Source organism: Coprococcus sp. AF16-5 (assembly GCF_003479365.1).
GTDB lineage: Bacteria > Bacillota > Clostridia > Lachnospirales > Lachnospiraceae > Coprococcus > Coprococcus aceti.
The window spans coordinates 18,772-42,563 of record NZ_QUGZ01000008.1 but is presented as its reverse complement, the minus strand read 5'-3'; the positions used below and the strand labels follow the sequence as shown (position 1 = coordinate 42,563).

Here is a 23,792-nt window from a genome sequence, read left to right as displayed (position 1 = left end):
TTTGGAATTTCAGGGTTGTCATGTTGTTAATTTTTCAAGGTTCTTTGTGTTCTCGCCTCTCAGCGACAACTTCTAAATACTATCACATTCATTTTTTAATGTCAACAACTTTTTTCATCTTTTTTCAAGTTATTTCATCAGCTCTTATAAACTGATTTCGTATCATAACCAGGTGATTATATAACGAATAAATCTCAAAATCTGATACTTTATAGAAGTTTTTGACACCGTCTCACGCGACAGCTTTTATAAGATACCACCATCATTTGGCAAAGTCAAGCACTTTTATTGAATTTTACACGAAATAATTTTGGCCACAATACCAAATGATACTGTGGCCATGCTCACCGCTATTATCGTGCTTTATATGATTGAATATTTTCTTCTATATATACTCCAGTGCCTGCTGTATATTTGCGACACCTACCACCTTCATGTCTCCAAGGTCTTTCATCTTCTTCACATTGTCCAGATTGGATCTCGGTATGATGCAGGTCTTAAATCCCATCTTTGCGGCCTCGCGTACTCTCTGCTCAGCACCTGACACTCCACGCACTTCGCCTGAAAGTCCCATCTCTCCGAACATGACCATATCAGAAGGTATGGCACGGTTCTTGAAGCTTGATACAAGAGCAAATACTATTCCCAGATCTGCCGACGGATCATCAAGGCGCATACCTCCGGCTATATTCACATATGCATCACAGCCCGCCATAACTATGCCGCCTCTCTTCTCAAGAACAGCAAGCAAGAGATTTACCCTGTTGTAGTCGAGTCCCACACTTGTTCTTCTTGGCAGATTGAAGCTTGACTGGCACACCAGAGCCTGGATCTCAAGCAATATCGGTCTTGTTCCTTCCATTGTACATACTACTACAGACCCGGATGTGTCATCAGGTCTTCCATCCAGCATAAGCTGTGACGGATTCTTCACCTCTGCAAGTCCGGTTCCCTTCATCTCAAATACACCGATCTCATTTGTCGAGCCAAATCTGTTCTTTACTGCACGAAGGACTCTAAACCCGGCATTACGCTCGCCCTCGAAATAGAGAACTGTATCTACCATATGTTCAAGGGTTCTTGGGCCTGCCACGGTTCCCTCTTTGGTAACATGTCCTACTATGAATATGGCGATCCCTGTCTGCTTCGCCATCCTCATGAGTCTGGCTGTAACTTCCTTTACCTGGGATACACTTCCCGGTGCAGACTCCACGTCATCCGTAACTATGGTCTGTATGGAATCTATAACAATGACCTTTGGAGTGTCCTTCTTGACATACTCCTCCACATCCTCGAGATTGTTGACACAGAGAAGCAGCATATCCTTTGTAAAATTTCCGATACGCTCTGCCCTCATCTTTATCTGTGAAAGGGACTCCTCACCTGACACATAAAGTATCTTCTGTCCCATCTCTGACATATTCCTGCACATCTGCAGCAATATGGTGGATTTACCTATACCTGGATCTCCTCCCACCAGCACAAGGGATCCGCTCACTATCCCGCCGCCTAATACTCTGTTTAATTCGCCTATTCCTGTGGTAAAACGCGTCTCGTCGGTGGTCTCCACCTCCAAAATGCTTGTAGGCGCCACGACAGCCCTTCTACCGGACTGGCTCTTGGCGCCTACTGTCACTTTCTCCTCGCAAAATGAATTCCACGCTTTACAGCCGGGACACTGTCCCATCCATTTTGTCGATTCGAATCCACATTCCTGGCAAAAAAACACCTGTTTTCCTTTTGCCATAAATATCTCCTGTGTATGCTATATTAGTCAAATGCTCTCTTAACATCAACCTTGACTGGTCTGCCCTCTTCAAGATCTACGCTTATGCTCATCTTGCCACCGAGGTTGGTCTTGTTCTTGCCGACATATACATCGTCTACGTGAACCTTGTACTCTGTCTCAGGCTCAAGCTCAAGTGTGATGGACGCATTCTCTGGTCCCTCAACTACAAATGTAACATCGTTCTCATCAGCCTTGAAACCATGTACTGCTGTTCCCGGTACTGACTCATATACGAACATTCCGTTCTTCTCAAGCTTTGTGATCTCGTTGAAAGTCTTTATCTTGTAGATATCTCCCTGGAACTCAAAACCGTCCTTCTTGGTCTTTGCTCCAAGCTCATAATTACCGAATTCCAATGACTCCCCCTGTGCATTTATCAATTCATTTACTACTGACATTGATCTTATCCTCCTGTTGTTTTTGTATGATCTGAACTCTATCGCAATAATATCCTGATATATATCAATAATCTCTGTATACTATCCGTTAGTGATTTTCATTATACAGTAATGCATCCTTTTTTTCTACAAAATTATGCATTTTCACCAATATTTCATATTAATTTCTACTGCTATTTTTCCGCACTTGGCACTACTGTATATCATGCTCACATCACAAATATCTAATCCGACATCATTCCTCTGTCTTTTGTTTCGCTGTAAGTGATATTTTCTCAGTGGTTTTTCCGTCGGCTTCCTTCTTTTTCTTCGTTGACACTGTGACTGTATCACCTTTTTTGACATCACCTCTAAGCATCGCCTCCGCAAGCACATCCTCCACATATGTCTGAATAGCCCTTTTGAGTGGTCTTGCTCCATACTTCTTGTCATAGCCTTTTCCAAAGATATATTTCTTTGCATGGTCGGTGAACTTAAGCTCAATATCCATCTGTGTCTGGACACGGTTCTTAAGTTCCTTTAACATAAGTCCGGTTATATCCTTTACATTTGCCTCGCTCAGGGCATGGAACACGATTATGTCGTCTATTCTGTTCAGGAACTCCGGCTTGAAGGTTCTCTTGAGCTCATCCATTACATTGCTCTTCATCTTCTCATGTTCCTTTGTCTCATCGCTTACCGTGACAAATCCAAGCTGCTTAGGGTCAACTATACCCTGTGCCCCTGTATTGGAGGTCATGATTATGATGGTGTTCTTGAAATCCACCTTTCTTCCCTGGGAATCCGTTATATGTCCGTCATCAAGTACCTGAAGGAGAATGTTGAACACATCGCTGTGCGCCTTCTCTATCTCGTCAAACAGCACAACAGAATACGGATTGGTCCTGACCTTCTCACTGAGCTGTCCGCCCTCCTCAAAGCCTACATAACCCGGAGGTGAACCTATCATCTTGGACACGCTGTGCTTCTCCATGTACTCCGACATGTCAACTCTTATCAGGGCATCCTCACTTCCAAATACTATATCTGCAAGAGCCTTGGAAAGCTCTGTCTTACCGACACCTGTAGGTCCGAGGAACAGAAATGATCCCATCGGTCTCTTCGGATCCTTAAGTCCGACTCTGCTTCTCTTGATAGCACGTGATACGGCTGTAACAGCCTCCTCCTGGCCAACTACCCTCTTGTGAAGTTCACTCTCAAGGCGTTCAAGCTTCTTTGACTCCTTCTCCGTGAGCTTGCTCACAGGGATCTTGGTCCACACGGACACAACATCCGCAATATCGTTCTCCTGAACTGTGATATTTCTCTGGCTGGAAGACTGCTTTCTTGCATTCTTCTTTGCAAGCTCCTTCTGTCTCGCGCTCACCTCTGCCGCCGCCTCTATATTGCCAGCCATGAGTGCCTTCTCCAGATCGTCGTTGAGCGTTGTAAGCTCAGCCTCCACAGCCTTTTTCTTCTCATAATTATGTCTGTCCGATGAGAATCCGAGCCTCTTTCTGGAGCATGCCTCATCCATAAGATCTATGGCTTTGTCCGGCAGGAATCTGTCTGTTATATATCTGATGGACAGATCCACCGCAGCTTCAACCGCATCATCGCTTATATCGACATTGTGATGCTGCTCATAGCATGGTCTGAGTCCCTTGAGTATCTCCACTGCCTCATCCCTTGTAGGCTCATCCACGTACACCGGCTGGAATCTTCTCTCAAGGGCCGCATCCTTCTCTATATACTTCCGATATTCGTTCAGAGTCGTAGCACCTATCATCTGGATCTCGCCGCGTGACAGGGACGGCTTCAGTATATTGGACGCATCTATTGCGCCCTCAGCGCCTCCCGCCCCTATGAGTGTGTGGAGCTCATCCACAAACAATATGATATTGCCATCCGATATGACCTCTCCGATGACCTTCTTTATCCTGTCCTCAAACTCTCCTCTGTACTTGGAACCGGCAACCATGCTTGAAAGGTCAAGCGAAAGAAGCCTTTTACCCTTTACAGTATCTGGCACTTCATCGTGGGCTATGAGATATGCTATGCCCTCCACAACAGCAGTCTTTCCAACACCCGGCTCTCCGACCATACATGGATTGTTCTTCATTCGTCTGCTGAGTATCTGCATGACTCTCTCTATCTCTTTTGTACGTCCGATGACCGGATCCATATTGCCCATCCGTGCTTCCTCTGTCAGATCTCTGGAATACTGATCCAGTGTAGGTGTGGATGTCTTGCTCTTATTTCTCGACTTTTTCAGTGCTGCATATTCTCTCTTTGCCGTATTCGCATCGCTTCCACAGGCCAGAAGTATGTCTGTGTACACCTTCTGGATATTTACATTCTCTGATGCCATAAGCTTTACAGCTACACAGTCTGTCTCCTTTATAAGTGCCAGAAGGATATGCTCTGTTCCCACCTCCTGGGAATTGAGTCTTCTCGCCTCATACTGTGAGTCATCGAGAATCCTTCTTGCGCTCATCGTATATTTGTCTCTCTCCCCTGTGACTACTCCACCGGGTTCCAATGTATACTTCAACGCATCTATGATCTTAACTATATCCAGACCATTCTCGTTCAGAATACTGTACGCTGTTGTATCTGCTACAGATGCCAGTGCAACGATAAAATGCTCGCTTCCGACAAAATTCTGTCCAAGCTTCCTCGCCACCCTGTTTGCCTCTTTTATAACTATGTCAGATTCTTTGCTGTACGGTAATTTCATTCAGTCCACCTCAAATCTAAATAATCTAGGATTTTATGCGCTTCATTATAGCATATGTCGTCGTGCGTAAGCGCGATGACCTACGCACGCATCAGCGTGCTTCATTATAACATATATATTACAGGAATACAAAAGAGGTTTTGAGACAAATTCTCTCAAAACCTCTTCCGTAAATATATATCTATAGATTACTGCTCGTCTATAGCCTTACCTATATCATGTCTCATGTACTTGTTGTCAAATGTGATCCACTCTGTCGCAGCATATGCATTCGCACGAGCCTCGAAAAGATCCTTGCCCTTTGCTGTAACACCGAGTACACGGCCGCCATTTGTCACGATCTGATCACCGTCAAACTTTGTGCCGGCATGGAATACAAAGTAGTCATCCTTGCCGTCAAACTTCTCAAGTCCATGTATAGGATAGCCCTTCTCATATGATACAGGGTATCCGTCTGATGCAAGAACTACGCACACTGCCGCATTGTCCTCAAACTGAAGATCAACTTTATCAAGTGTTCCGTCGATACATGCCTCCATGACATCGATAATATCATTCTTCATACGAGGAAGAACTACCTGAGCCTCAGGATCGCCAAATCTTGCATTGTACTCGAGAACCTTAACACCATTTGGTGTCATCATGAGTCCGCAGAACAGAACTCCCTTGAACTCTCTGCCCTCTGCCTTCATGGCAGCCATGGTTGGCTTGTAGATGTTCTCCATGCAATACTCGTCTATCTCTTTTGTATAGAAAGGACTTGGGGAGAATGTTCCCATTCCGCCTGTGTTGAGTCCCTGATCTCCATCCTTTGCTCTCTTATGATCCTGTGCTGAAGTCATAGGCTTGATCGTTGTTCCATCACAGAAGCAAAGGACTGATACCTCACGTCCTGTCATGAACTCCTCTATTACCATGGTATTTCCGGCTGAACCAAAGTGCTTGTCAAGCATGATCTCCTTGACGCCTGCCTTTGCCTCCTCAAGGTCATTACATATGAGAACACCCTTGCCGAGTGCAAGCCCGTCAGCCTTTAAAACTATAGGGAATGTGGCTGTCTCAAGGTACTTGAGCGCTGAATCGGCATCTGTAAAGTTCTCATAAGCCGCTGTAGGTATGCCATACTTCTTCATGAGATCCTTGGAGAACGCCTTTGAGCCCTCTATGATCGCTGCATTTGCACGAGGTCCGAATGCTCTGATACCGGCTGCCTCAAATGCATCGACCGCACCTGCAACAAGCGGATCATCCGGTGCAACAACAACCAGATCGACTGCCTTATCCTTTGCAAATGCAACCAGCTTGTCAAAATCCATCACACCTATATCAACGCACTCTGCAAGTGCTGCGATACCTGCGTTGCCAGGTGCACAATATATCTTGGATACTTTATCACTCTTTGAAATACTTGTAACTATAGCATGCTCTCTTCCGCCGCTTCCTACTACCAATACTTTCATGGATATTCCTCCTAATCTTCTACAACTGCAATTCCATCTTCAACATGTACTTTGCCATGGGCGATCTTGTCTATAACCGCAGGCAGAAGCTTCCACTCAGCCTGTTCCATCACACGCTGCTGCAGAGCTTTCGGTGTATCGCCATTCTGTACTGCAACCGCCTTCTGCATGATGATCGGACCTGTGTCAGTGCCCTTGTCGACAAAATGAACCGTAGCACCCACTACCTTGACACCTCTTGCAAGGGCTGCCTCATGAACTTTGAGTCCATAGTAGCCTGTTCCGCAGAATGCAGGTATGAGTGATGGGTGTATGTTGACTATCTTATTCGGATATGCATCTATCACTATCTCAGGTATGACCACGAGATATCCCGCGAGAACTATAAGGTCAGCTCCGGTCTCCTGAAGCTTTGCGAGAAGTGCCTCGTTGAACTTGGCTCTATCCTCGTAATCCTTAGGGCTTACGACCTCCGCTGCTATTCCCACCTTCTTCGCCCTCTCAAGAGCAAATGCATTCTTATTGTTGCTTATGACCGCAACTATCTCCGTATCTGTTATGACTTTATTATCTATGGCATCTATGATGGCCTGAAGATTGGTTCCGCCGCCTGATACCAGAACTGCAACCTTTAGCATAAGTCTACTCCCTTTTCACCAGCTACAACTGTACCGAGAACAAATGCCTTGTCGCCGGCAGCTTCTATAGCTGCAATAGTCTTATCTGCGTCTGCAGGGTCTATAGCAAGACACATACCAACTCCCATGTTGTATGTGTTGTACATCATATGCTCATCTATATCGCCTTTCTTTGCGAGAAGCTTGAATATAGCCGGTACCTCATATGAATCCTTCTTAACCTGAGCACGAACTCCGTCTGGAAGCATTCTTGGGATATTCTCATAGAATCCACCACCTGTGATGTGACTGCATCCCTTGATCGTAATGCCTGCATCCTTCACTGACTTGAGAGCCTTTACATAGATTCTTGTAGGCTCAATAAGTGCCTCACCGAGTGTCTTGCCAAGCTCGTCGTAATATGTATCAAGAGATTCCTTTGTCATCTCGAAAACCTTTCTTACAAGTGAGAAACCGTTGCTGTGCACTCCACTTGAAGCGATACCTATAAGTGTATCTCCAGGCTTAATGCTCTCTCCTGTAATAAGATCCTTCTTCTCAACAACACCTACTGCAAATCCTGCAAGGTCGTACTCATCCTCAGGCATAAGTCCCGGATGTTCTGCTGTCTCACCACCTACGAGGGCAGCTCCTGACTGGTTGCATCCCTCTGCAACGCCGCTTACTATAGTTGCAATCTTCTCAGGATAGTTCTTGCCACATGCTATATAGTCAAGGAAGAAAAGTGGCTCTCCACCAGAGCATGCGATATCATTCACACACATTGCCACTGCGTCGATTCCGATGGTGTCATGCTTATCCATAATATAAGCGAGCTGAACCTTTGTTCCGCATCCATCTGTTCCTGACAGAAGTATAGGCTCTTCCATATCCTTGATCTTAGCGAGACTGAAAGCTCCTGCGAATCCACCAATTCCGCCAAGTACCTCGGGTCTCATGGTTGTCTTGATATGCTTCTTCATAAGCTCCACAGACTTGTATCCAGCTTCAATATCTACTCCGGCATTCTTGTAATCCAATTTCTTATCCTCCTGTTATCTGTTTTGTACAAGGCGCACCGGCACCTTTTCAAATATTCCAATAAATTATAGATTATATCGAATACTTTGTAAAGATTGAGATGATTACAAATTGATAATGTGGTGAACGTGTGGTATAATCACAATATATTGTGATTATAGCTATCCGCAATATATAACAGTCGATTATACTACAGCAAAAGCAGTTACTAAAGGAGCACCCGCATGACCAACAACAGATTGAACATCGGTATTTTTACATGTCATATTGATAACGATTACGCAACAGAGGTTTGCAAAGGAGCTGAATACGCAGCAAAGGAACTTGACTGCAATCTCATCGTATTTCCGGGCATGTTTCTGAATGCCTCCTTTTATGATCCTGCCAATCAACTGTATGATTACCAGTATAATTCGATTTTCTACTATGCACATCCTGAGTGTCTGGACGCACTTATCATCTCCGTCGGAGCTATATCATCTCTGTTATCGGAGAAGGACATGAATTCTTTCCTTTCCCATTTTGATGGAATACCTATCCTCACACTGGAGGAGAAGCTTCCGGGATATCCATGCATCAGAACAGACAATTCAAGAGGAATGAGGGATGCCATAGAACATCTCATAAAAGAACACAAGAGAAAGCATATATGCTTTGTTGCCGGCAAGGATGACAACACCGACAGCAATCTCAGACTCAAGATATACAGAGAGGTTCTCTCTGAGAACGGACTCAGCGTTGAGGACCGCATGATAATACACGGCGACTTCGCAGAATACTGTCAGGAGGAGACTGCACAGCTTCTGGATGTAAACCCGGATGCCGATGCCATCGTATTTGCAAATGATCGCATGGCAATAGGCGGTTATGCAGAACTCAAGTCCAGAGGAATACGCATAGGAGAAACCATGTCAGTCATCGGTTTTGACGATTCACCATCTTCCGTCAACATGGATCCCCCCCTCACCACAGTCAATATCAATTCCTGTGAGCTCGGTTTCCGTGCAGTGTATGCGGCGGTGAGACTTGCCCAGACCGGCAACATGAAATCCGAGGCTTTGGATTCCAGACTTATAAACAGACTGTCCTGCTGCTGTCATCTGTGCACAGAGAATGACCTGATGAAGGATGGCAGACATTTGCTGGATCTGGATATACCAGACATCATCGATATTCTTGATGGCCGTCTCTTCGGTGAGATTGCAGATTCATTCTACGCATCCAAGGTCATGTCCGCATACAACAGGATACTCATTGATATAGTATCCGTGATCAAGAGCGACATTGATACGGAGTATCCACAGAACAAGATCATCGATGAACTCAAATGTATTCTCGAATCTGACCTGACCGATTTTTATTCTGTCCAGAAAACAGCATACATGTTCCGTGAACTGGCTTCCATCTTCTCAAGCTGTAAATTGTCTGCAGCCAAGAGTCTCCAGTTCAACAGACTTAACACGACCATAACCAACACCATATCACTCTTCATCTCGAATCAGCTTTACAACACGATATACGAGAACAAGATGATGGGCTGGTCATCAATATACATAACCCGTGACACCCTGACATACGGCGAGGATCTTGGCAAGACATACACATCCATCCTCCACAAGCTTCAGGGGCTGAATTACGAAGGAGCTTACATCTACACATACGACGATCCTGTGCGCATCACAGACACGGGAAGCTGGATCGTTCCAAAGTCAGTCTTCCTTCAGGCTTTCTTCAACCCGAACAATTGTCAGGTGCTTTTCGGAGAGTCCAGAAGGGTTCCTTCTGTAGAAATTTTTGACAACGAATATACATACTATGACAAGCGTTTTACATCCGTCATAGTTCCTATATTTACAAACGAGGATCAACACGGAGTGTTCATATGCAACACAGATGTGGCTCACTTCAGTTCCATATATTCCACCAGCCTGCAGCTCGGTGCAGCACTGAAATATATGTCGCTGCTCCGTGAGCAGAACATCACGCAGGAACAGCTCAGGATGTCTCTGAACGAGATCCACGAGAAGAACGAGCTTCTGAACCACCTGTCGACATCAGATGAGCTGACGGGTATATATAACAGACGTGGATTTATGGAGCGGGTTGAATACTATATCAACATTCCGTCAAACTGTGGAATGAAGGCCATACTTCTCTTCGCTGATATGGATTCACTGAAAGTTGTAAATGACAAATTTGGACACAAGGACGGTGACTTCGCCCTCAAGAACATCGCGAACATCCTGTCCCAGAGCTTTGGTCCACATGATGTCATCGGTAGAATAGGCGGCGATGAGTTCGTATGCTTTGCATTTATAGACGACTCCGATTACGTCACCGAAGTGCAGCGCAAGATCAAGGATTTCTCAGCCGAGCTGAACGCAACCTGTGGCAAGCCATACTTCATAGAGATGAGCGTTGGTGTTACTGAATTTGTCTGCGATGGAGAACAGACCATCGAGGATCTACTCTCACAGGCAGACACGGCACTTTACTCAAACAAGAGATACAAGAGAATGTCCATACTGAAGTAATCTTCAGTATCAGAACAAAGATATATACATAAAGAGAGACAGATATTTATTTCGACCGAAATAGATATCTGTCTCTTTTTGTCCTATAGGTCTACTTTGCCTGATCCAGCGCTTCATTGAGCTTCTCTGTTCCCGGCAGGACAAATCTGCCCTTCTCGATGATCGGAACTTCAGTTCCATCCGGATGAACGGAATATATTCCTCCTATCTCATCGTAAGGTATTGTTATGTCTGTATGGCAGTTGAAATACGCCTTTGACACATCTGTTTTTCTCAGAATAGAACACTCATTGTCCTTTGCCACGATCTCCTTGCCATCAGGATTGTGGAGCACATTTTCCTCACTCCAGCTATAGCATGTATCTCCCACAGCAAAATGCGGTCCCATCTTCTCAACTATGAGGATAGGCAGTTTATACACTATGTCATATTTGTTTGCCATGACGTATGCTGTCGTATTTGTTCCTATTGCAAACTCTCCTATAGGAAGTGTATCCCTTCCGCCCAGAAGATTCTCCTTTATATACGCCTTGTTCTTCTCCGTATCCGGATAGTTGTCACATGTATAGTCCGCTATTTTTCCATCCTCAAATGTAAGCTTGAGATTCACATATTTCAGGCCGTCTAGGAATACTTCACTTACGTTTAATATTCCGTGGGTTCCGGTGAGCTTCGGTGAAGTGAACACCTCTCCAACAGGTATATTCACATCGGCTACGCAGTTCTCAAAGTTGGTCTCCTTCGATGGATCTGTCATCTCGTGCATCATAACGGTCATATCAGTCACATTTGCTCCCTGACCGACAACCCTCACGTGTTCAGCCTTATCAAGCTCATCTATCATACTCTGATGGATCGCCCTGAACAGATCATTGTCCAGTGTGTTGATCCTGACAGTATCCCTGAATATATCTCTGTATCTATCTCCAATCTCCGGCACAGGGTATGCTATTATAGTGAAGCTGCACTGATCCTGGGCTATATATTCATTTACGATCTGTGAACTCATTGTGCGGTATGAGATCGCAGCCTCCTGCTGTTTCTTGTCGAGCACAGGATTCAGTTCACTGTTCTCCGGCTCAAATGGGTTCTCGCCGAACACCTCGACCACCGCAGGGCCCGCATATACTGAAGCCTCATAGGCCATATTCTTGTATGCCTGTCTGAGCACCTCCAGCTTTCTCTCCATGAGCTTCTTGTCCATGAAGAGTGCCTCATCCATCCTGTGATCGTACTCGAGCTGTCTGTTAGGAACGCTTGACGAATAACCTATCCTGTGTATAAGTCTCCTGTTGATCCTGTTTGCCGCATATCGGTAGCATATCGGCCTCAGACCCATCTGCTCAAACTGCAGTATCGCGGCTCTTATCATCCTCTCCTGTCCAAGGAAATATCGGATATTTACAGTTTTCTTCTTCGAGAGATCTATTCCGGCAGCCTCGAATCCCAGTCTGTAGCCCTTGGTGAATGTTCTTGCCATGGCCTCTATCTCTGAATCCGGCAGGGTACTCATGAAAATCGCCGTGTCGATCTCATTTTTTCCAACATACTCTCCATATCTGTACAGATACGTGACATCGCCCAAATCGCTGTTCATAATGATATCCGTCGCAAATGTGAGATCAGGGTCAAGCTGCTCTCTTATCCTGTACGTAATCCAGAACTCGGCATAATCGTTCTCAAAATAATACACAGCGGATTCCAGATCCTTCACGGAAAAATCATCCTGAAACATGAAATATATCTGGACAAACAGCTCCGCAAACAAAGTTATGTCAACCACTCTGCCCTCAAATGCGTACACTGTCATTCCTCTTATCTCGTTGTACACAAATCCCAGAAGCTGGGCGATGCGCTTTATCTCCTCTTTGTCACGGGTGTAATCCTTTGAAAACTCACCCATGATATATCTGTAATTTGCATAGCTTCTATTGTAGTTGTCTCCCAGTATGTCATTGTACAGCCCATGGTTCATCGCCTGAAGCTGATCAAGGCTCCTGTCTGGCAGTGCGTCATTTTTTACCAGTTCCAGAACATCTCCTATTCTAGCTATAAATCCGGCAACATGACTGAAATAATCTCTGTACGGCTCCTTTACCAGCGATTCATGGATTATCTGTCTCACACGTTCCATGATAAGCTCATAGCGCTCTTCTATATCATCATATTCTTCTGTAAGATTCTTATAATAATTCATCGCATGCCCTTTCTATAATCCCATCAATAAAAATATAACAGACGCTCCAAGAACTATAACATTAAGTATGATCGCCATCTTCTTGTTTGTTATACCTCCGTTGTCCGCCCTGTAGCCTATGGCCGAGAATACCAGGCCTGTAAATGCCATCAGCATCGCGCTGACCATGAGGACTCCGTACACCCTCTGTACCTTTCCCTGGGTAAGTATGGATTTTATGATGGATATGACCACAAACACTCCGCCAAATCCGCCCAGAAAGTATCCAATTATGGTGTCCGTCGGCAGACCCGGTGTCGAAACTTTGAATTCCTTACTTCTTTGCATGATATCTCCTGATAAGTTTTGCTGTAACGTAATATATACAATATCCTATGACTCCACCAAGCGTATTCATGATGATGTCATCGATATCGAACACACCCAGTTTGGTTATGTACTGCACCGTCTCTATGACAAGTGTAAATCCCAGAGAGTACAGCAGAGCCTGTACAAATGTCGTGTTCTTATTTCTCGCCCATCTGAGCAACATACCAAACGGTATAAATGCGATTATATTGCCATAGAGATTCAGAAATACACTCATTGGCGACATCTGATCACCGTATGTAATAAATCGCTGTATTTCCTGCAGAGGGTGAAGATTGTATCTGCGTTCATCATATCCCCCTCTGCCAAACATATCGCTGAAAATAAGAAAGTAAACGATACAGATTATATAAAGCACAAACAACACAGAGCACACAGCCCTGAGTTTTTTTCTATCTATCTGCTTCAAAATATTACTCCTGTCAGGACAGGTCTGCAACTTTACGCATCTCCATTATTCTGTCAAGAAGCATGTCTGCACACTCTTCCTTTGACATCATCGGAAGTTCACTGATACTGTCCCTTGTAATGAGAGTGAGAACATTGGTATCAACACCAAATCCCGCCCCTGCGACCTTTAAATTATTTGCCGCAATAAGATCTATATGCTTTGAATCTATCTTCTTCCTTGAATTCTCTATGAGATCCCTCGTCTCCATGGAGAATCCGCAGATGATCTGATCCTGTATCCCCTTTTCAATTCTCTGATTTCCAAGTGCAAGCAGAATATCCTTCGTTCTCGAAAGCTTGATGCTCATGTCTCCATCAGCCTTCTTGATCTTGTGTTCTGCCACCTCTGCAGGCCTGTAATCAGCCACCGCAGCAGCCTTGATGATCACGTCCTGCTCTGTACTTCTGTCCATGACAGCCTCGTACATATCCTGAGCCGATGTTATGTCAACCACATTGACAAATCTCGGCGGTTCTATCTCCACCTTGCCTGTGACCAGGGTGACGTCCGCCCCTCTGAGCATGGCCTGTCTGGCAATGGCATATCCCATCTTGCCTGTGGAGTGATTCGTTATATATCTGACCGGGTCTATGGCCTCACGGGTAGGGCCTGCCGTAACCAGAAGTCTCACCCCGGCCATATCCTTTTCTTTCGCTATGGCCTTAAGGATATAATCCTGAAGAACCTCCGCATCAGGGAGCTTGCCCTTGCCTGTGTCTCCACATGCAAGGTATCCAGTTGCGGATTCCACTATCTCATATCCATATGACTCAAGCTTCTTTATATTGTCCTGTACTATAGGATTCTCTATCATTCCGGTATTCATGGCCGGTGCTATGATCTTAGGACATTTTGCCGGCATGATCGTTGTGCTGAGCATATCGTCTGCTATTCCCCCCGCTATCTTGCCGATTATATTGGCCGACGCAGGTGCCACCATGAACACATCCGCCCTCTTTGCCAGTGCTACGTGCTCCACGTTGAACTGGAAATTCCTGTCAAATGTATCGACCAGGCATTTGTTGCCTGTGAGCGTCTCAAATGTGATCGGATTGATAAAGTTTGTTGCGTTCTCCGTCATGATGACATGCACATCCGCATGCTTTTTCACCAGCATACTTGCCAGATTGGCTATCTTATATGCCGCAATGCTTCCTGTGACTCCGAGAACTACTGTCTTTCCTTTTAACATACTGTGTATTTTATCCTTTCTTCAAAGGCTGTATTCTATAACTCAGCTATAAAGTTGTCAATCAGTCTCGCCTTGCCGAACTTGACTGCCATTGCACAGAGTACATGTCCTTCTGCCTTCTCTATGGACTGCATGGTATCCATATTGACCATCTCTACATAGTCGATAGTTGCAAGCGGTTCAGCAGAGATGAGCTTCTTCATCTCACCAACGATCTTCGCTGCGTCTCTCTCTCCGTCAGCTATCATGTCCTGACCAAGCTTTACGGCCTTGCTGAGAACTACTGCAGCCTTTCTCTCCTCTGGTGTGAGGTAGATGTTTCTTGAGCTCTTTGCCAGTCCGTCCGCCTCTCTTATGATCGGACAGCCGACTATCTCTATATCAAAGTTCAGATCCTTGACCATTCTCATGATGATGGCAAGCTGCTGGGCATCCTTCTGTCCAAAGTATGCTCTGTCAGGTGTAACTATATTGAAGAGCTTTCCTACAACTGTACATACACCCTTGAAATGTATTGGACGTGTAAGTCCGCAGAGTGCATTTGGAAGTCCTGTCATGTTGATGAATGACACGAAGCCGTCTGCGTACATCTCCTCAGGCTCCGGATTGAATATGATGTCTGCACCTGTGCTCTCACAGAGCTTTGCATCAGCCTCAAGATCTCTTGGATAGCTCTCAAGATCCTCGTTTGGTCCAAACTGTATAGGATTTACAAATACGCTTACAACTGTTCTGTCGTTCTGCTCCACTGACTTCTTGATAAGACTCTGATGTCCCTCGTGAAGATAACCCATTGTAGGAACAAGACCAACTGTAAGTCCCTGCTTCTTCCACTCTTTAACCTGCGCTCTTACCTCATCTATCTTCTTTAAAATTACCATGATCGTTTTCTCCTTTAGTATAACTTCTCTATTACTTCATCGTCTATCTTGTATGTGTGCTCAGGGCCCGGGAATGTTCCGGCATTTATCTCATCGATATAAGCCTTAACCGCACCTCTCATAACATCGCCCACATTTGCAAACTGCTTTACGAACTTTGGAACAAAGTCTGAATACATGCCAAACATATCCTGATTTACAAGCACCTGTCCATCGCAGTAACGGCCTGCGCCTATTCCTATGGTAGGGATGCTTACTGTCTCTGTGACTATCTTCGCAAGCTTCTCCGGTACGCACTCCATTACGAGCATGAATGCGCCTGCCTCCTCAACAGCCTTTGCATCCTCTATGAGCTTCTTGGCTGCAGCCTCTGTCTTGCCCTGCACCTTGAATCCGCCAAATGCGTTGATAGACTGTGGTGTGAGTCCAAGATGTGCACATACAGGTATGCTCGCCTTGACTATGGCGCTTATCTGCGGACACATGTCCTGACCGCCCTCAAGCTTCACCGCTCCGGCACGTCCTTCCTTCATGATCCTTCCGGCATTGACAACCGCGTCATACACGCTTGTCTGATAGGACATAAATGGCATATCTGTGATAACAAGAGCATTCTTTGCGCCCCTTGCCACCGCTGCACTGTGATGTATCATATCATCAACAGTTACAGAGATCGTGTCCTCATATCCGAGGATAGTGTTGCCCAGGGAATCTCCAACAAGAATAGTGTTGACTCCTGACTCATCCACGATCTTCGCCATGGTGTAATCATACGCTGTGATCATGGATATCTTCTTGTCCGTTCCCTTCATCTGCCTGAGTGTTGCCGTCGTGTTCTTCATAATTAAATTCTCCTATTCCGTTCAGTAGACGTATCAAACCGCTATAATCTCTGTCCGGGTGCTTTCTCTCTGCCACCGGCACAAGGCATCTGGACACCGCAGCATATGCGCTCCGTTCATCTCCGCTCAATGCATTCAGATGCTTTCTCACAGTTTCTGTATCGCATCTCTCAACAGGCCCTGTCAGGCTGTCAACCGTTCCCCTGTCAGCCGCAGCTTTCGCATTGCCGAGGAACAAAGGCACTATAGCCCTCTGTGCCTCCTCCGCCGAGAAGCCGCACTGTGTCAGAAGCTCCTGTGAAACCGCCAGCAGCCCTGTTACCAGATTGCTTGCAAACACCGCAGCGCCGTGATACTTCACCTTGTCGGTACCATCAATGCGCACACAGCTATTGCCGAGGGCTCTTATGACAGAACATACCTTATCGACATGTCTGTCATCTCCCTCAACTGTAAAAAATGAATTGTCCAGTTCTTTATAGGATTCGTACTTTGAACTTATTGCATACATAGGATGAATCGAATAACCAAAGGCTCCCGCCTCTGTTATACCTGAGAAAATATCTGATGTCATCGCCCCACTGGCGTGACAAATGATCCTGCCACGAATGTCAAGATCCTTTATACTCTTCCACACCTCTCCTATCTGTCCGTCAGGAACGGTGAGAAAAATAATTTCACTATACTCACACAGCTGCTCCAGGCTGTCGTACACACAGGTCTCGGTAAACTCTGCTGCAAGCTCCGCACTCTGTCTGCTGGCGCTAAAATATCCACCAACCTCCAGGCACAATGCTCCATCCGTTTTCTCTCTGACAAGCTCTCTCTTCTCTGCGATATACCTGCCAAATGTGAATCCGACTTTTCCAGCTCCAATAAATCCAATCCTCATACAATCACCTGCTTAAATCTGTTGTCAGTATCCGTGTATGCGCTTCCTGTGGAAGCATGATTCAGGTACAGCTTCTTTCGAATACCATCCATCCAACATACTAACATTCCACTTTTTAATTGTAAAGTTAGTACTTAAACTTTTCTATTACTTCTTCGTTAGCTTTCATGGCAGCCTTTTCCATGTCTCTACGCTCATCCTGAAGCTTTAATCTGACTGCCTCGTTGTTGACACCGATTATCTGAAGGGCAAGATATGCAGCATTCTTGCTTCCGTTTATCGCAACTGTTGCAACAGGGATTCCTGAAGGCATCTGAACGATAGAAAGAAGTGCATCCATTCCATCAAGAGTTGCGCCTGAGAGAGGTACTCCAATAACAGGGAGAACTGTCTGTGATGCCACAACTCCAGGGAGTGCTGCCGCCATTCCTGCAGCTGCGATTATGACCTCTGTTCCGTTATTGTTAGCTTCCTCGATGAATTCTGAAAGTCCTGCGTGTGCTCTGTGTGCTGAAAGGCATCTCACATCGACCTCCACACCGTAATTCTTAAGAATTGATACTGCCGGCTCAACCTTTGGCAGATCACTTGTTGATCCCATGATAATTGCTACTCTCATTTTTCATTTCCTCTTTTCTTGTTTATTTATATTGCAGCGCAGGCTTATTTTGCCTGCGCACTTTATATAATGTTAGATACTGTTGAGATACTGGTCTATCATCTCACTGGAGGTCTGGTAATCTCCTGTTCCCACATACTCCTTAAGTGCAGTGAAGAACTCTGTGTCTATATCTCCGTAGGAGTACCTGTCAATATCACGTATAAGGTCCTCCACAGGTCCGCGGTCCCCCGCTCTCAAGAATGCCCTGAGCTCCTTGAGCTTGCTCTTGTTTATTCCATCCCGGACTTCCTTCTCAGCAGGCTCCTCCACATGATTTATCTTTGACATGTACTTGTCTATCTGCTTGAAGAAGTCGTTCATCATAGCTATAAAATCGCGGGTATTATCGCGGGCATACTGCTGGTTTCCGATATTTATCGCAGACTCCAGGTTGGCCGCCTTGCGCTCGATTCCGTAAGCCCCGATATTTGCACTGCTGCTCTTGATGTCATGGATTATATTTTTGTACTTTCTCACATCGTCGTCTATATATTTTCTGAGCTGCTGTACCTCTTCCCGGTACTCATCCCTGTAATTTCTGACAAATGTGTTAAAGGTTCTGAAGCTTCCACCCATGGCTTTGACGGAATCTTCCACGGACACAAATCTTCCAAGCAGGACTGCATCCTCCATATAGTTGATGTCATCATCGGACTGGGAAAGCTCTGTGTCTCTCTCCTTTATCTTGTCCTCCGATATATAAGTCCTCAGCATGGATTCTGCCTGATCGAGCTCTATCGGCTTAACTATGACATCGTTGAAGCCCGATGTGAGTATCTCCTCTCTGGATGTCTCGACCGTGTTGGCGGACAGCGCAATGATAGGCATCTTCTTGTACTCCTCACCGTCAAGATTTCTCATCTCCCTGACGGTATCCAGTCCATCCATGACAGGCATAACGGTGTCGATAAATACCATATCGTAATTCTCCACCATGACCTTATCAAGTGCATCAAATCCCGATGTGGCTGTATCGCACGCCAGACCATATGTATCAAATATGGTCTTCTCCACCTGTAATGCAAGCTCTGAGTCGTCCACTATAAGTATGCGGGCATCTGGCAGCCACAGATGTGAATTGGCATTTCTTCTCGCCATCTCCTTGCGCTTTCTCTCATTGTAGTTGACATAACTATAATCAAACACTGACTGCTTGATGCTGAAGCGTATGGTCGTTCCTGCGCCATATATGCTCTCTGCGCTGATGCTTCCATCCAGCATACGCACAAGCTCCTTGGCTATGGCAAGGCCAAGACTGACTCTGAACATTCCTATATCTGATCTCTCATAGGAATCATCCAGCTCAAACAATGTTCCAAGTCTCTCTTCCTTAACTCCAAGTCCTGTATCCGATATCTTGAAGTCCAGATATATCTCATCGTGATCCCTGTCAAATATTCGGGATATCTCAGTCTCCGGTTCCTCTATGAGCTCCGAGAATTCACTGACTGTGTAATCCTCGGCCTCCGCCTCATCTACATCCTCGTCAGCTCTTCTGGCTATACGCCAGTCAATGTCTATGCTTATATAGCCCTCTTTTGTAGTATTTGCGGACCATGCAAATATGTTCTCAAGAATCTCTCTCACCGCCGTCATATCTCCTATGAGTCCGTTCGGTATCTTGTCCTCAATGCTGACCTTGAGATCGATGAGATCACTGTTCACCATGGACTTGAATTCGTCGGAGAGCTCATCTATGAGATCCGAGGCAAAATACTGCTTGTACTCCGGCTCTATGATGTCGTCCTTGAGGTTTGAAAGCTTCGATATTCCATCGGACATATCGAGTATCTCTCTTCCCGCAGCATACATGGCACCGTACTGTGCATACTCATCACTCTGGGTATCCTGACAGTTTCTCATGGCAAGCTCTGAGATGGCGATTATGTTATTGAGTGGAGTTCTTATCTCATGATTAAGATAGTTTACATAATCATTCTTTGCCTGATTGGACTTCTCCGCCTCCTCACTCTTCTTGCTGAGCTCTTCCACCTGCTCGTTCTGTCTTCTGAGAAGCTTGAAGATACTTCTCGCAACAGCTATTCCCACTAAGATAAGAAGAACTATAAATATCACAAGGAGCATCTTTGCCAGATTCGTCTCGAAAAAACCAAGTTCCTTGTCTATGACAAATGTAAGCGGCTGTTCACACTCCACGCCGTCCGCATTTTTTGCAGTTAACATAAAACGGTAAGTACCTCCCTCAAGATTGGTGTACTCGACCTCCATCTTGTCAGTTCCCGTGAGCGTTCTCTTCTCGCTCTCAAAGCCCTCAAGGTAATACTCCACTGATATGTCAGCACGGTTTACATAACTAAGGACTGAGAACTTGATAGTTATTCTGTTGGTGTTCTTCGGCACATCTATCTGTCCGTCCAGATCTGAGAACTGATGCTCAGTTCCATCCACCTCTATGGAGGCAATACGAACCCTAGGAGCTACCTCGTTCACATACTCTGAATTGAGATTTATCCTGCACAGCCCTTCATCGCAGCACACATACACAACGCCTGTCTTTGACACATAGTTGGTTGATTTCTCTGTTATGTTGGATATTATTCCGTCGTTCTTCGTAAAGCTTATATATTCAGGTGAGGCATTGCTCAGTATATCCTTCTCATAATATCTGTATAAACCTCTGGAACCAAACATCCACAGGTATCCCTGATCGTCCATTATGAGATCGTATATACCGTTGGTGTTATCCACGGTGGTGACCTGTCTGACGGTTCCCTCCTGATAATACAGACCATTGTCCGTTCCTATCCACAAACCGCTGCTTCCGCGGACCATACTTGACACAACGCTCATCTTCTGGGTATCATCCAGCTTCATCTTGCCGACAGTATAATCCGTGTCAACTATAAACACGCCAGCGCCGTTGGAACCGGCATACAGCTCGCCGGTCTCGTCTGCGTACAGGCTGATTATGTCAGGGTTATCAAGTCCATCCAGTCTCGATATGCTCTTTACGACATCATCGCCCTCTATCACAGATATACCGTTCTCTGTTCCAACCGCCACCGTTCCCGGCTTTATCTCAGTTATACAGTTCACGGCATTGCTTATGAGTGATGACTCTCCACGGCTGTAGCTCTTGTACTGCCAGTTTCGGCTCACCTTTATTACACCATATATCTTATATGTAGCTATCCACAGATGATCGTCCGAATCCACATACAGATCTCGTATACTTATACCGCTGAGCTTTGATACGAGCTCATTGTCCGCACTCATCACAAGCTTGCCATTTGAATCTACGATATACAGACCTTCATCAGTTCCTATAAACGTGTTGCCATTGTAGCTCGTCACACAGTTCACGATGGAGCTGTCTATGCCGTACTTCATGGTGACATTCTGGAACTTGCTCCTCTCCAACTGAAGAATACCTTTTCTGTATGACGTAAACCAGTAATTGCCCTCAAAGTCTATGATCATATCGCTCATCGACTCGTTAAAGCTCAGTCCCCCGATGGCTGTCACATTACCCTTTGATGAGATATATCCAACACCGTCATCGGCAAGCGCCCAGATGTTGTCGCCATCCGAATATATCTTGTTGATTCCGTGAAGGTTGCCCGTGTTGATGATCTCATTCTTGCCGTCTGTTCCTATCTTAAGGATGCTGTATCCGGCGGATCCATAATATCTGTTGCCATTCTCGTCAACATACAGTGAGTTTATATCGTCGACCCTGTACTCTGACTTGTTGGTTATGGAGACATGTCTTTCAGGATCAACGGTTATCAAAATATCATTATTGGCTATTGCATACACATAGTCCCCATGTCCTGATATATTTCCCACGCTGAGTCCTGACACGACATCATCAGCCAGAGCTTCCGCACCGTCAGATGACAGACGAAATATTCCCGACGAGGCCGCTATCCACAGATTCTTGTTATCGTCCTCGTACATGGCGTTGATGGTCGACACACCCAGATTGTACATCTCGGAAACTCTCTGAAAGGTTCCGTTATCATACATGTAGAGTCCATAGTTGTCCGTTCCAACATACAGCTTCTCATCACTTGTGAGATAAATGCAGTTGATCGAATATTTCGTGGCATCCTCGTCACCGTCCAGTGAGAACAGTGTAAATTCACTTCCGTCATACCTGTAAAGTCCGTTGTCCGTACCTATCCATATGTATCCACTCACAGACTGGCACACACAATTTGCCTCTCCACTGTCAAACCCATCGGTATCGGAGAATGTCCTCTGGTTATAATTTGATGTAAAATCCTCATCTGCAAACACACTAAGCCGTGGCCACATCACTGTCGCCACGGCAAGTATTATCACGTATATGATAAGTTTCTTTTGATGATCTCTCATTTTTTCCTCCGAAGATATGTCCGCTCCTACGCCTCTTTGAGGAATGCAACATATCCTTTCTTGGTCTCATATATATCTGCCTTGGATGTCACTTCCCATGGTGCATGCATGTTGAGTACAGCCACGCCACAGTCTATTACCTCCATACCATACAGTGAAAGTATATATGCGATGGTTCCGCCGCCACCGACATCTACCTTGCCGAGCTCGGCTGTCTGGTATGTGATCTCCGCATCATCCATGATCTTTCTTATAGCCGCCATGTATTCTGCATTTGCGTCATTTGATCCTGACTTTCCTCTTGATCCTGTGAACTTGTTAAATACCATTCCCTCACCGAAGATAGCCGCATTCTTCTTGTCAAATGCTGACTCAAATGTAGGATCAAAGCCCGCAGATACATCCGATGACAGCATCCTTGACGATGCAAGACATCTTCTGAGTGAGATCTCTGAGAAGCCACCCATGGCGTTCATGATCTCAGCTACAGTATTCTCAAAGAAGTGTGACTGCATTCCTGTTGCTCCAACACTTCCTATCTCCTCCTTGTCAGTGAGCAGACAGCAGGTCGTCTTCTCCGGATCGTCAGCCTCAAGCATGGCGACAAGGGATGTGTATGCACACACTCTGTCGTCCTGGCCATATGCCATGATCATACTCTCGTCTATACCGCAGTTCCTTGCCTTTCCTGCAGGAACGATCTCGAGCTCTGCTGAGAGGAAATCCTCCTCCTTCATATCGTACTTCTTCTCAAGTAGCGCAAGTACAGCTTCCTTTACAGCCTCCTTCTCCTTGCCCTCAAGCGGTCTGCTTGCAAACAGTATGTCAAGCTGCTCTCCCTCTATCACTGAATCCGCTCTCTTCTTGAGCTGCTCCTGAGAGAGATGTATGAGAAGATCTGTAACACAGAATACCGGATCATTCTTGTCCTCTCCTATGTTCACTGTCATAACGTCACCATTTGTCTTTGCAACAACACCGTGTATGGCAAGTGGGAGTGTTACCCACTGATACTTCTTGATTCCGCCGTAATAGTGAGTGTCGAGATATGCAAATCCACCCTTCTCATAAAGCGGATTCTGCTTCACATCCATTCGAGGGGAATCAATGTGTGCACCGAGTATGTTCATGCCCTTCTCAAGCTTCTTCTTTCCTATATTGAACATGGCGACCGTCTTGTTCATCCACACGGCATACACTTTATCTCCAGCTGCAAGGCTCTCCTTGTTCTTAATGATCTTCTTCAGATCTCTGTAGCCGTGATCCTCTGCCTGTCTGACGATCTCTTTAACGCATTCTCTCTCTGTCTTGCCATTGTCAAGGAATTCCCTGTAGTCCTTACACAGGCTCTCCAGCTCCTTTATCTCATCCTTCTTGTATTTGTTCCACGCATTTTTCTGTGCCATTT

At 45.5% G+C, this 23,792-nt stretch carries 17 protein-coding genes; 1 reads left to right on the top strand and 16 read right to left on the bottom strand.

Annotation, left to right across the window (positions count from 1 at the left end):
* Nucleotides 1-385: 385 nt before the first annotated feature.
* From radA to purM, 6 genes are all read right to left on the bottom strand, one after another.
* Complete coding sequence (gene radA, locus DWW70_RS13830) at nucleotides 386-1,747, bottom strand: DNA repair protein RadA (protein ID WP_022216879.1); 1,362 nt, start codon at nucleotides 1,745-1,747, stop codon at nucleotides 386-388.
* 23 nt (nucleotides 1,748-1,770) lie between these two features.
* Nucleotides 1,771-2,187, bottom strand: a complete 417-nt coding sequence (locus tag DWW70_RS13825) for a hypothetical protein (RefSeq protein ID WP_022216880.1) — start codon at nucleotides 2,185-2,187, stop codon at nucleotides 1,771-1,773.
* 235 nt (nucleotides 2,188-2,422) lie between these two features.
* Nucleotides 2,423-4,906 carry an ATP-dependent Clp protease ATP-binding subunit gene (locus DWW70_RS13820; protein WP_117874927.1) on the bottom strand — a complete coding sequence of 828 codons (2,484 nt, stop codon included), beginning with the start codon at nucleotides 4,904-4,906 and terminating at the stop codon, nucleotides 2,423-2,425.
* Between the two features lie 188 nt (nucleotides 4,907-5,094).
* Nucleotides 5,095-6,366 carry a phosphoribosylamine--glycine ligase gene (gene purD / locus DWW70_RS13815; RefSeq protein WP_022216882.1) on the bottom strand — a complete coding sequence of 424 codons (1,272 nt, stop codon included), beginning with the start codon at nucleotides 6,364-6,366 and terminating at the stop codon, nucleotides 5,095-5,097.
* Nucleotides 6,367-6,377: 11 nt separating this feature from the next.
* The gene (purN, locus tag DWW70_RS13810; protein ID WP_117874929.1) at nucleotides 6,378-7,004 is read right to left on the bottom strand and encodes a phosphoribosylglycinamide formyltransferase; all 627 of its coding nucleotides are present in this window, start codon (nucleotides 7,002-7,004) and stop codon (nucleotides 6,378-6,380) included.
* Nucleotides 6,998-8,023 carry a phosphoribosylformylglycinamidine cyclo-ligase gene (purM, locus tag DWW70_RS13805; RefSeq protein WP_022216884.1) on the bottom strand — a complete coding sequence of 342 codons (1,026 nt, stop codon included), beginning with the start codon at nucleotides 8,021-8,023 and terminating at the stop codon, nucleotides 6,998-7,000. The genes purN and purM overlap by 7 nt, the downstream gene beginning before the upstream one ends.
* 225 nt (nucleotides 8,024-8,248) lie before the next feature.
* On the opposite strand from purM, the gene DWW70_RS13800 reads away from it, so the two are divergent.
* The gene (locus DWW70_RS13800) at nucleotides 8,249-10,558 is read left to right on the top strand and encodes a diguanylate cyclase (RefSeq protein ID WP_117874931.1); all 2,310 of its coding nucleotides are present in this window, start codon (nucleotides 8,249-8,251) and stop codon (nucleotides 10,556-10,558) included.
* Between the two features lie 91 nt (nucleotides 10,559-10,649).
* Here DWW70_RS13800 and DWW70_RS13795 read toward each other — a convergent pair whose 3' ends face one another.
* The 10 genes from DWW70_RS13795 to DWW70_RS13750 all read right to left on the bottom strand — a co-directional run bounded on the left by DWW70_RS13795 (nucleotide 10,650) and on the right by DWW70_RS13750 (nucleotide 23,790).
* Nucleotides 10,650-12,755 (bottom strand): aminopeptidase, encoded by a 2,106-nt coding sequence (locus DWW70_RS13795; RefSeq protein WP_117874933.1) that lies wholly within the window; start codon nucleotides 12,753-12,755, stop codon nucleotides 10,650-10,652.
* A gap of 12 nt (nucleotides 12,756-12,767) precedes the next feature.
* Nucleotides 12,768-13,082, bottom strand: a complete 315-nt coding sequence (locus DWW70_RS13790; RefSeq protein ID WP_015535076.1) for a hypothetical protein — start codon at nucleotides 13,080-13,082, stop codon at nucleotides 12,768-12,770.
* Complete coding sequence (locus DWW70_RS13785) at nucleotides 13,069-13,533, bottom strand: VanZ family protein (RefSeq protein WP_055223402.1); 465 nt, start codon at nucleotides 13,531-13,533, stop codon at nucleotides 13,069-13,071. The genes DWW70_RS13790 and DWW70_RS13785 overlap by 14 nt, the downstream gene beginning before the upstream one ends.
* A gap of 13 nt (nucleotides 13,534-13,546) precedes the next feature.
* The gene (gene coaBC / locus DWW70_RS13780; RefSeq protein WP_055223400.1) at nucleotides 13,547-14,767 is read right to left on the bottom strand and encodes a bifunctional phosphopantothenoylcysteine decarboxylase/phosphopantothenate--cysteine ligase CoaBC; all 1,221 of its coding nucleotides are present in this window, start codon (nucleotides 14,765-14,767) and stop codon (nucleotides 13,547-13,549) included.
* A gap of 35 nt (nucleotides 14,768-14,802) precedes the next feature.
* The gene (panC, locus tag DWW70_RS13775) at nucleotides 14,803-15,648 is read right to left on the bottom strand and encodes a pantoate--beta-alanine ligase (RefSeq protein ID WP_015535078.1); all 846 of its coding nucleotides are present in this window, start codon (nucleotides 15,646-15,648) and stop codon (nucleotides 14,803-14,805) included.
* Nucleotides 15,649-15,662: 14 nt separating this feature from the next.
* Entirely contained in the window at nucleotides 15,663-16,490 is an 828-nt protein-coding gene (panB, locus tag DWW70_RS13770; RefSeq protein WP_015535079.1) for a 3-methyl-2-oxobutanoate hydroxymethyltransferase, read from the bottom strand.
* A complete protein-coding gene (locus DWW70_RS13765) occupies nucleotides 16,417-17,382 on the bottom strand; it encodes a Rossmann-like and DUF2520 domain-containing protein (RefSeq protein WP_117874935.1) in 966 nt (321 codons plus the stop codon). The genes panB and DWW70_RS13765 overlap by 74 nt, the downstream gene beginning before the upstream one ends.
* 127 nt (nucleotides 17,383-17,509) lie before the next feature.
* Nucleotides 17,510-18,001 carry a 5-(carboxyamino)imidazole ribonucleotide mutase gene (gene purE / locus DWW70_RS13760; protein ID WP_015535082.1) on the bottom strand — a complete coding sequence of 164 codons (492 nt, stop codon included), beginning with the start codon at nucleotides 17,999-18,001 and terminating at the stop codon, nucleotides 17,510-17,512.
* Nucleotides 18,002-18,073: 72 nt separating this feature from the next.
* Nucleotides 18,074-22,384 carry a hybrid sensor histidine kinase/response regulator gene (locus DWW70_RS13755; protein WP_117874937.1) on the bottom strand — a complete coding sequence of 1,437 codons (4,311 nt, stop codon included), beginning with the start codon at nucleotides 22,382-22,384 and terminating at the stop codon, nucleotides 18,074-18,076.
* Between the two features lie 26 nt (nucleotides 22,385-22,410).
* The gene (locus DWW70_RS13750; protein WP_022216893.1) at nucleotides 22,411-23,790 is read right to left on the bottom strand and encodes an aminopeptidase; all 1,380 of its coding nucleotides are present in this window, start codon (nucleotides 23,788-23,790) and stop codon (nucleotides 22,411-22,413) included.
* Nucleotides 23,791-23,792 lie beyond the last annotated feature (2 nt).

What these genes read in the sequence shown, in the direction of transcription:
- DWW70_RS13800 (WP_117874931.1), top strand. Translation starts at nt 8,249, where the DNA reads ATGACCAACAACAGATTGAACATCGGTATTTTTACATGTCATATTGAT.
- purE (WP_015535082.1), bottom strand. Translation starts at nt 18,001, where the DNA reads ATGAGAGTAGCAATTATCATGGGATCAACAAGTGATCTGCCAAAGGTT.
- DWW70_RS13825 (WP_022216880.1), bottom strand. Translation starts at nt 2,187, where the DNA reads ATGTCAGTAGTAAATGAATTGATAAATGCACAGGGGGAGTCATTGGAA.
- DWW70_RS13820 (WP_117874927.1), bottom strand. Translation starts at nt 4,906, where the DNA reads ATGAAATTACCGTACAGCAAAGAATCTGACATAGTTATAAAAGAGGCA.
- panB (WP_015535079.1), bottom strand. Translation starts at nt 16,490, where the DNA reads ATGAAGAACACGACGGCAACACTCAGGCAGATGAAGGGAACGGACAAG.
- panC (WP_015535078.1), bottom strand. Translation starts at nt 15,648, where the DNA reads ATGGTAATTTTAAAGAAGATAGATGAGGTAAGAGCGCAGGTTAAAGAG.
- DWW70_RS13795 (WP_117874933.1), bottom strand. Translation starts at nt 12,755, where the DNA reads ATGAATTATTATAAGAATCTTACAGAAGAATATGATGATATAGAAGAG.
- DWW70_RS13765 (WP_117874935.1), bottom strand. Translation starts at nt 17,382, where the DNA reads ATGAGGATTGGATTTATTGGAGCTGGAAAAGTCGGATTCACATTTGGC.
- purN (WP_117874929.1), bottom strand. Translation starts at nt 7,004, where the DNA reads ATGCTAAAGGTTGCAGTTCTGGTATCAGGCGGCGGAACCAATCTTCAG.
- DWW70_RS13790 (WP_015535076.1), bottom strand. Translation starts at nt 13,082, where the DNA reads ATGCAAAGAAGTAAGGAATTCAAAGTTTCGACACCGGGTCTGCCGACG.
- radA (WP_022216879.1), bottom strand. Translation starts at nt 1,747, where the DNA reads ATGGCAAAAGGAAAACAGGTGTTTTTTTGCCAGGAATGTGGATTCGAA.
- purD (WP_022216882.1), bottom strand. Translation starts at nt 6,366, where the DNA reads ATGAAAGTATTGGTAGTAGGAAGCGGCGGAAGAGAGCATGCTATAGTT.
- DWW70_RS13755 (WP_117874937.1), bottom strand. Translation starts at nt 22,384, where the DNA reads ATGAGAGATCATCAAAAGAAACTTATCATATACGTGATAATACTTGCC.
- DWW70_RS13750 (WP_022216893.1), bottom strand. Translation starts at nt 23,790, where the DNA reads ATGGCACAGAAAAATGCGTGGAACAAATACAAGAAGGATGAGATAAAG.
- coaBC (WP_055223400.1), bottom strand. Translation starts at nt 14,767, where the DNA reads ATGTTAAAAGGAAAGACAGTAGTTCTCGGAGTCACAGGAAGCATTGCG.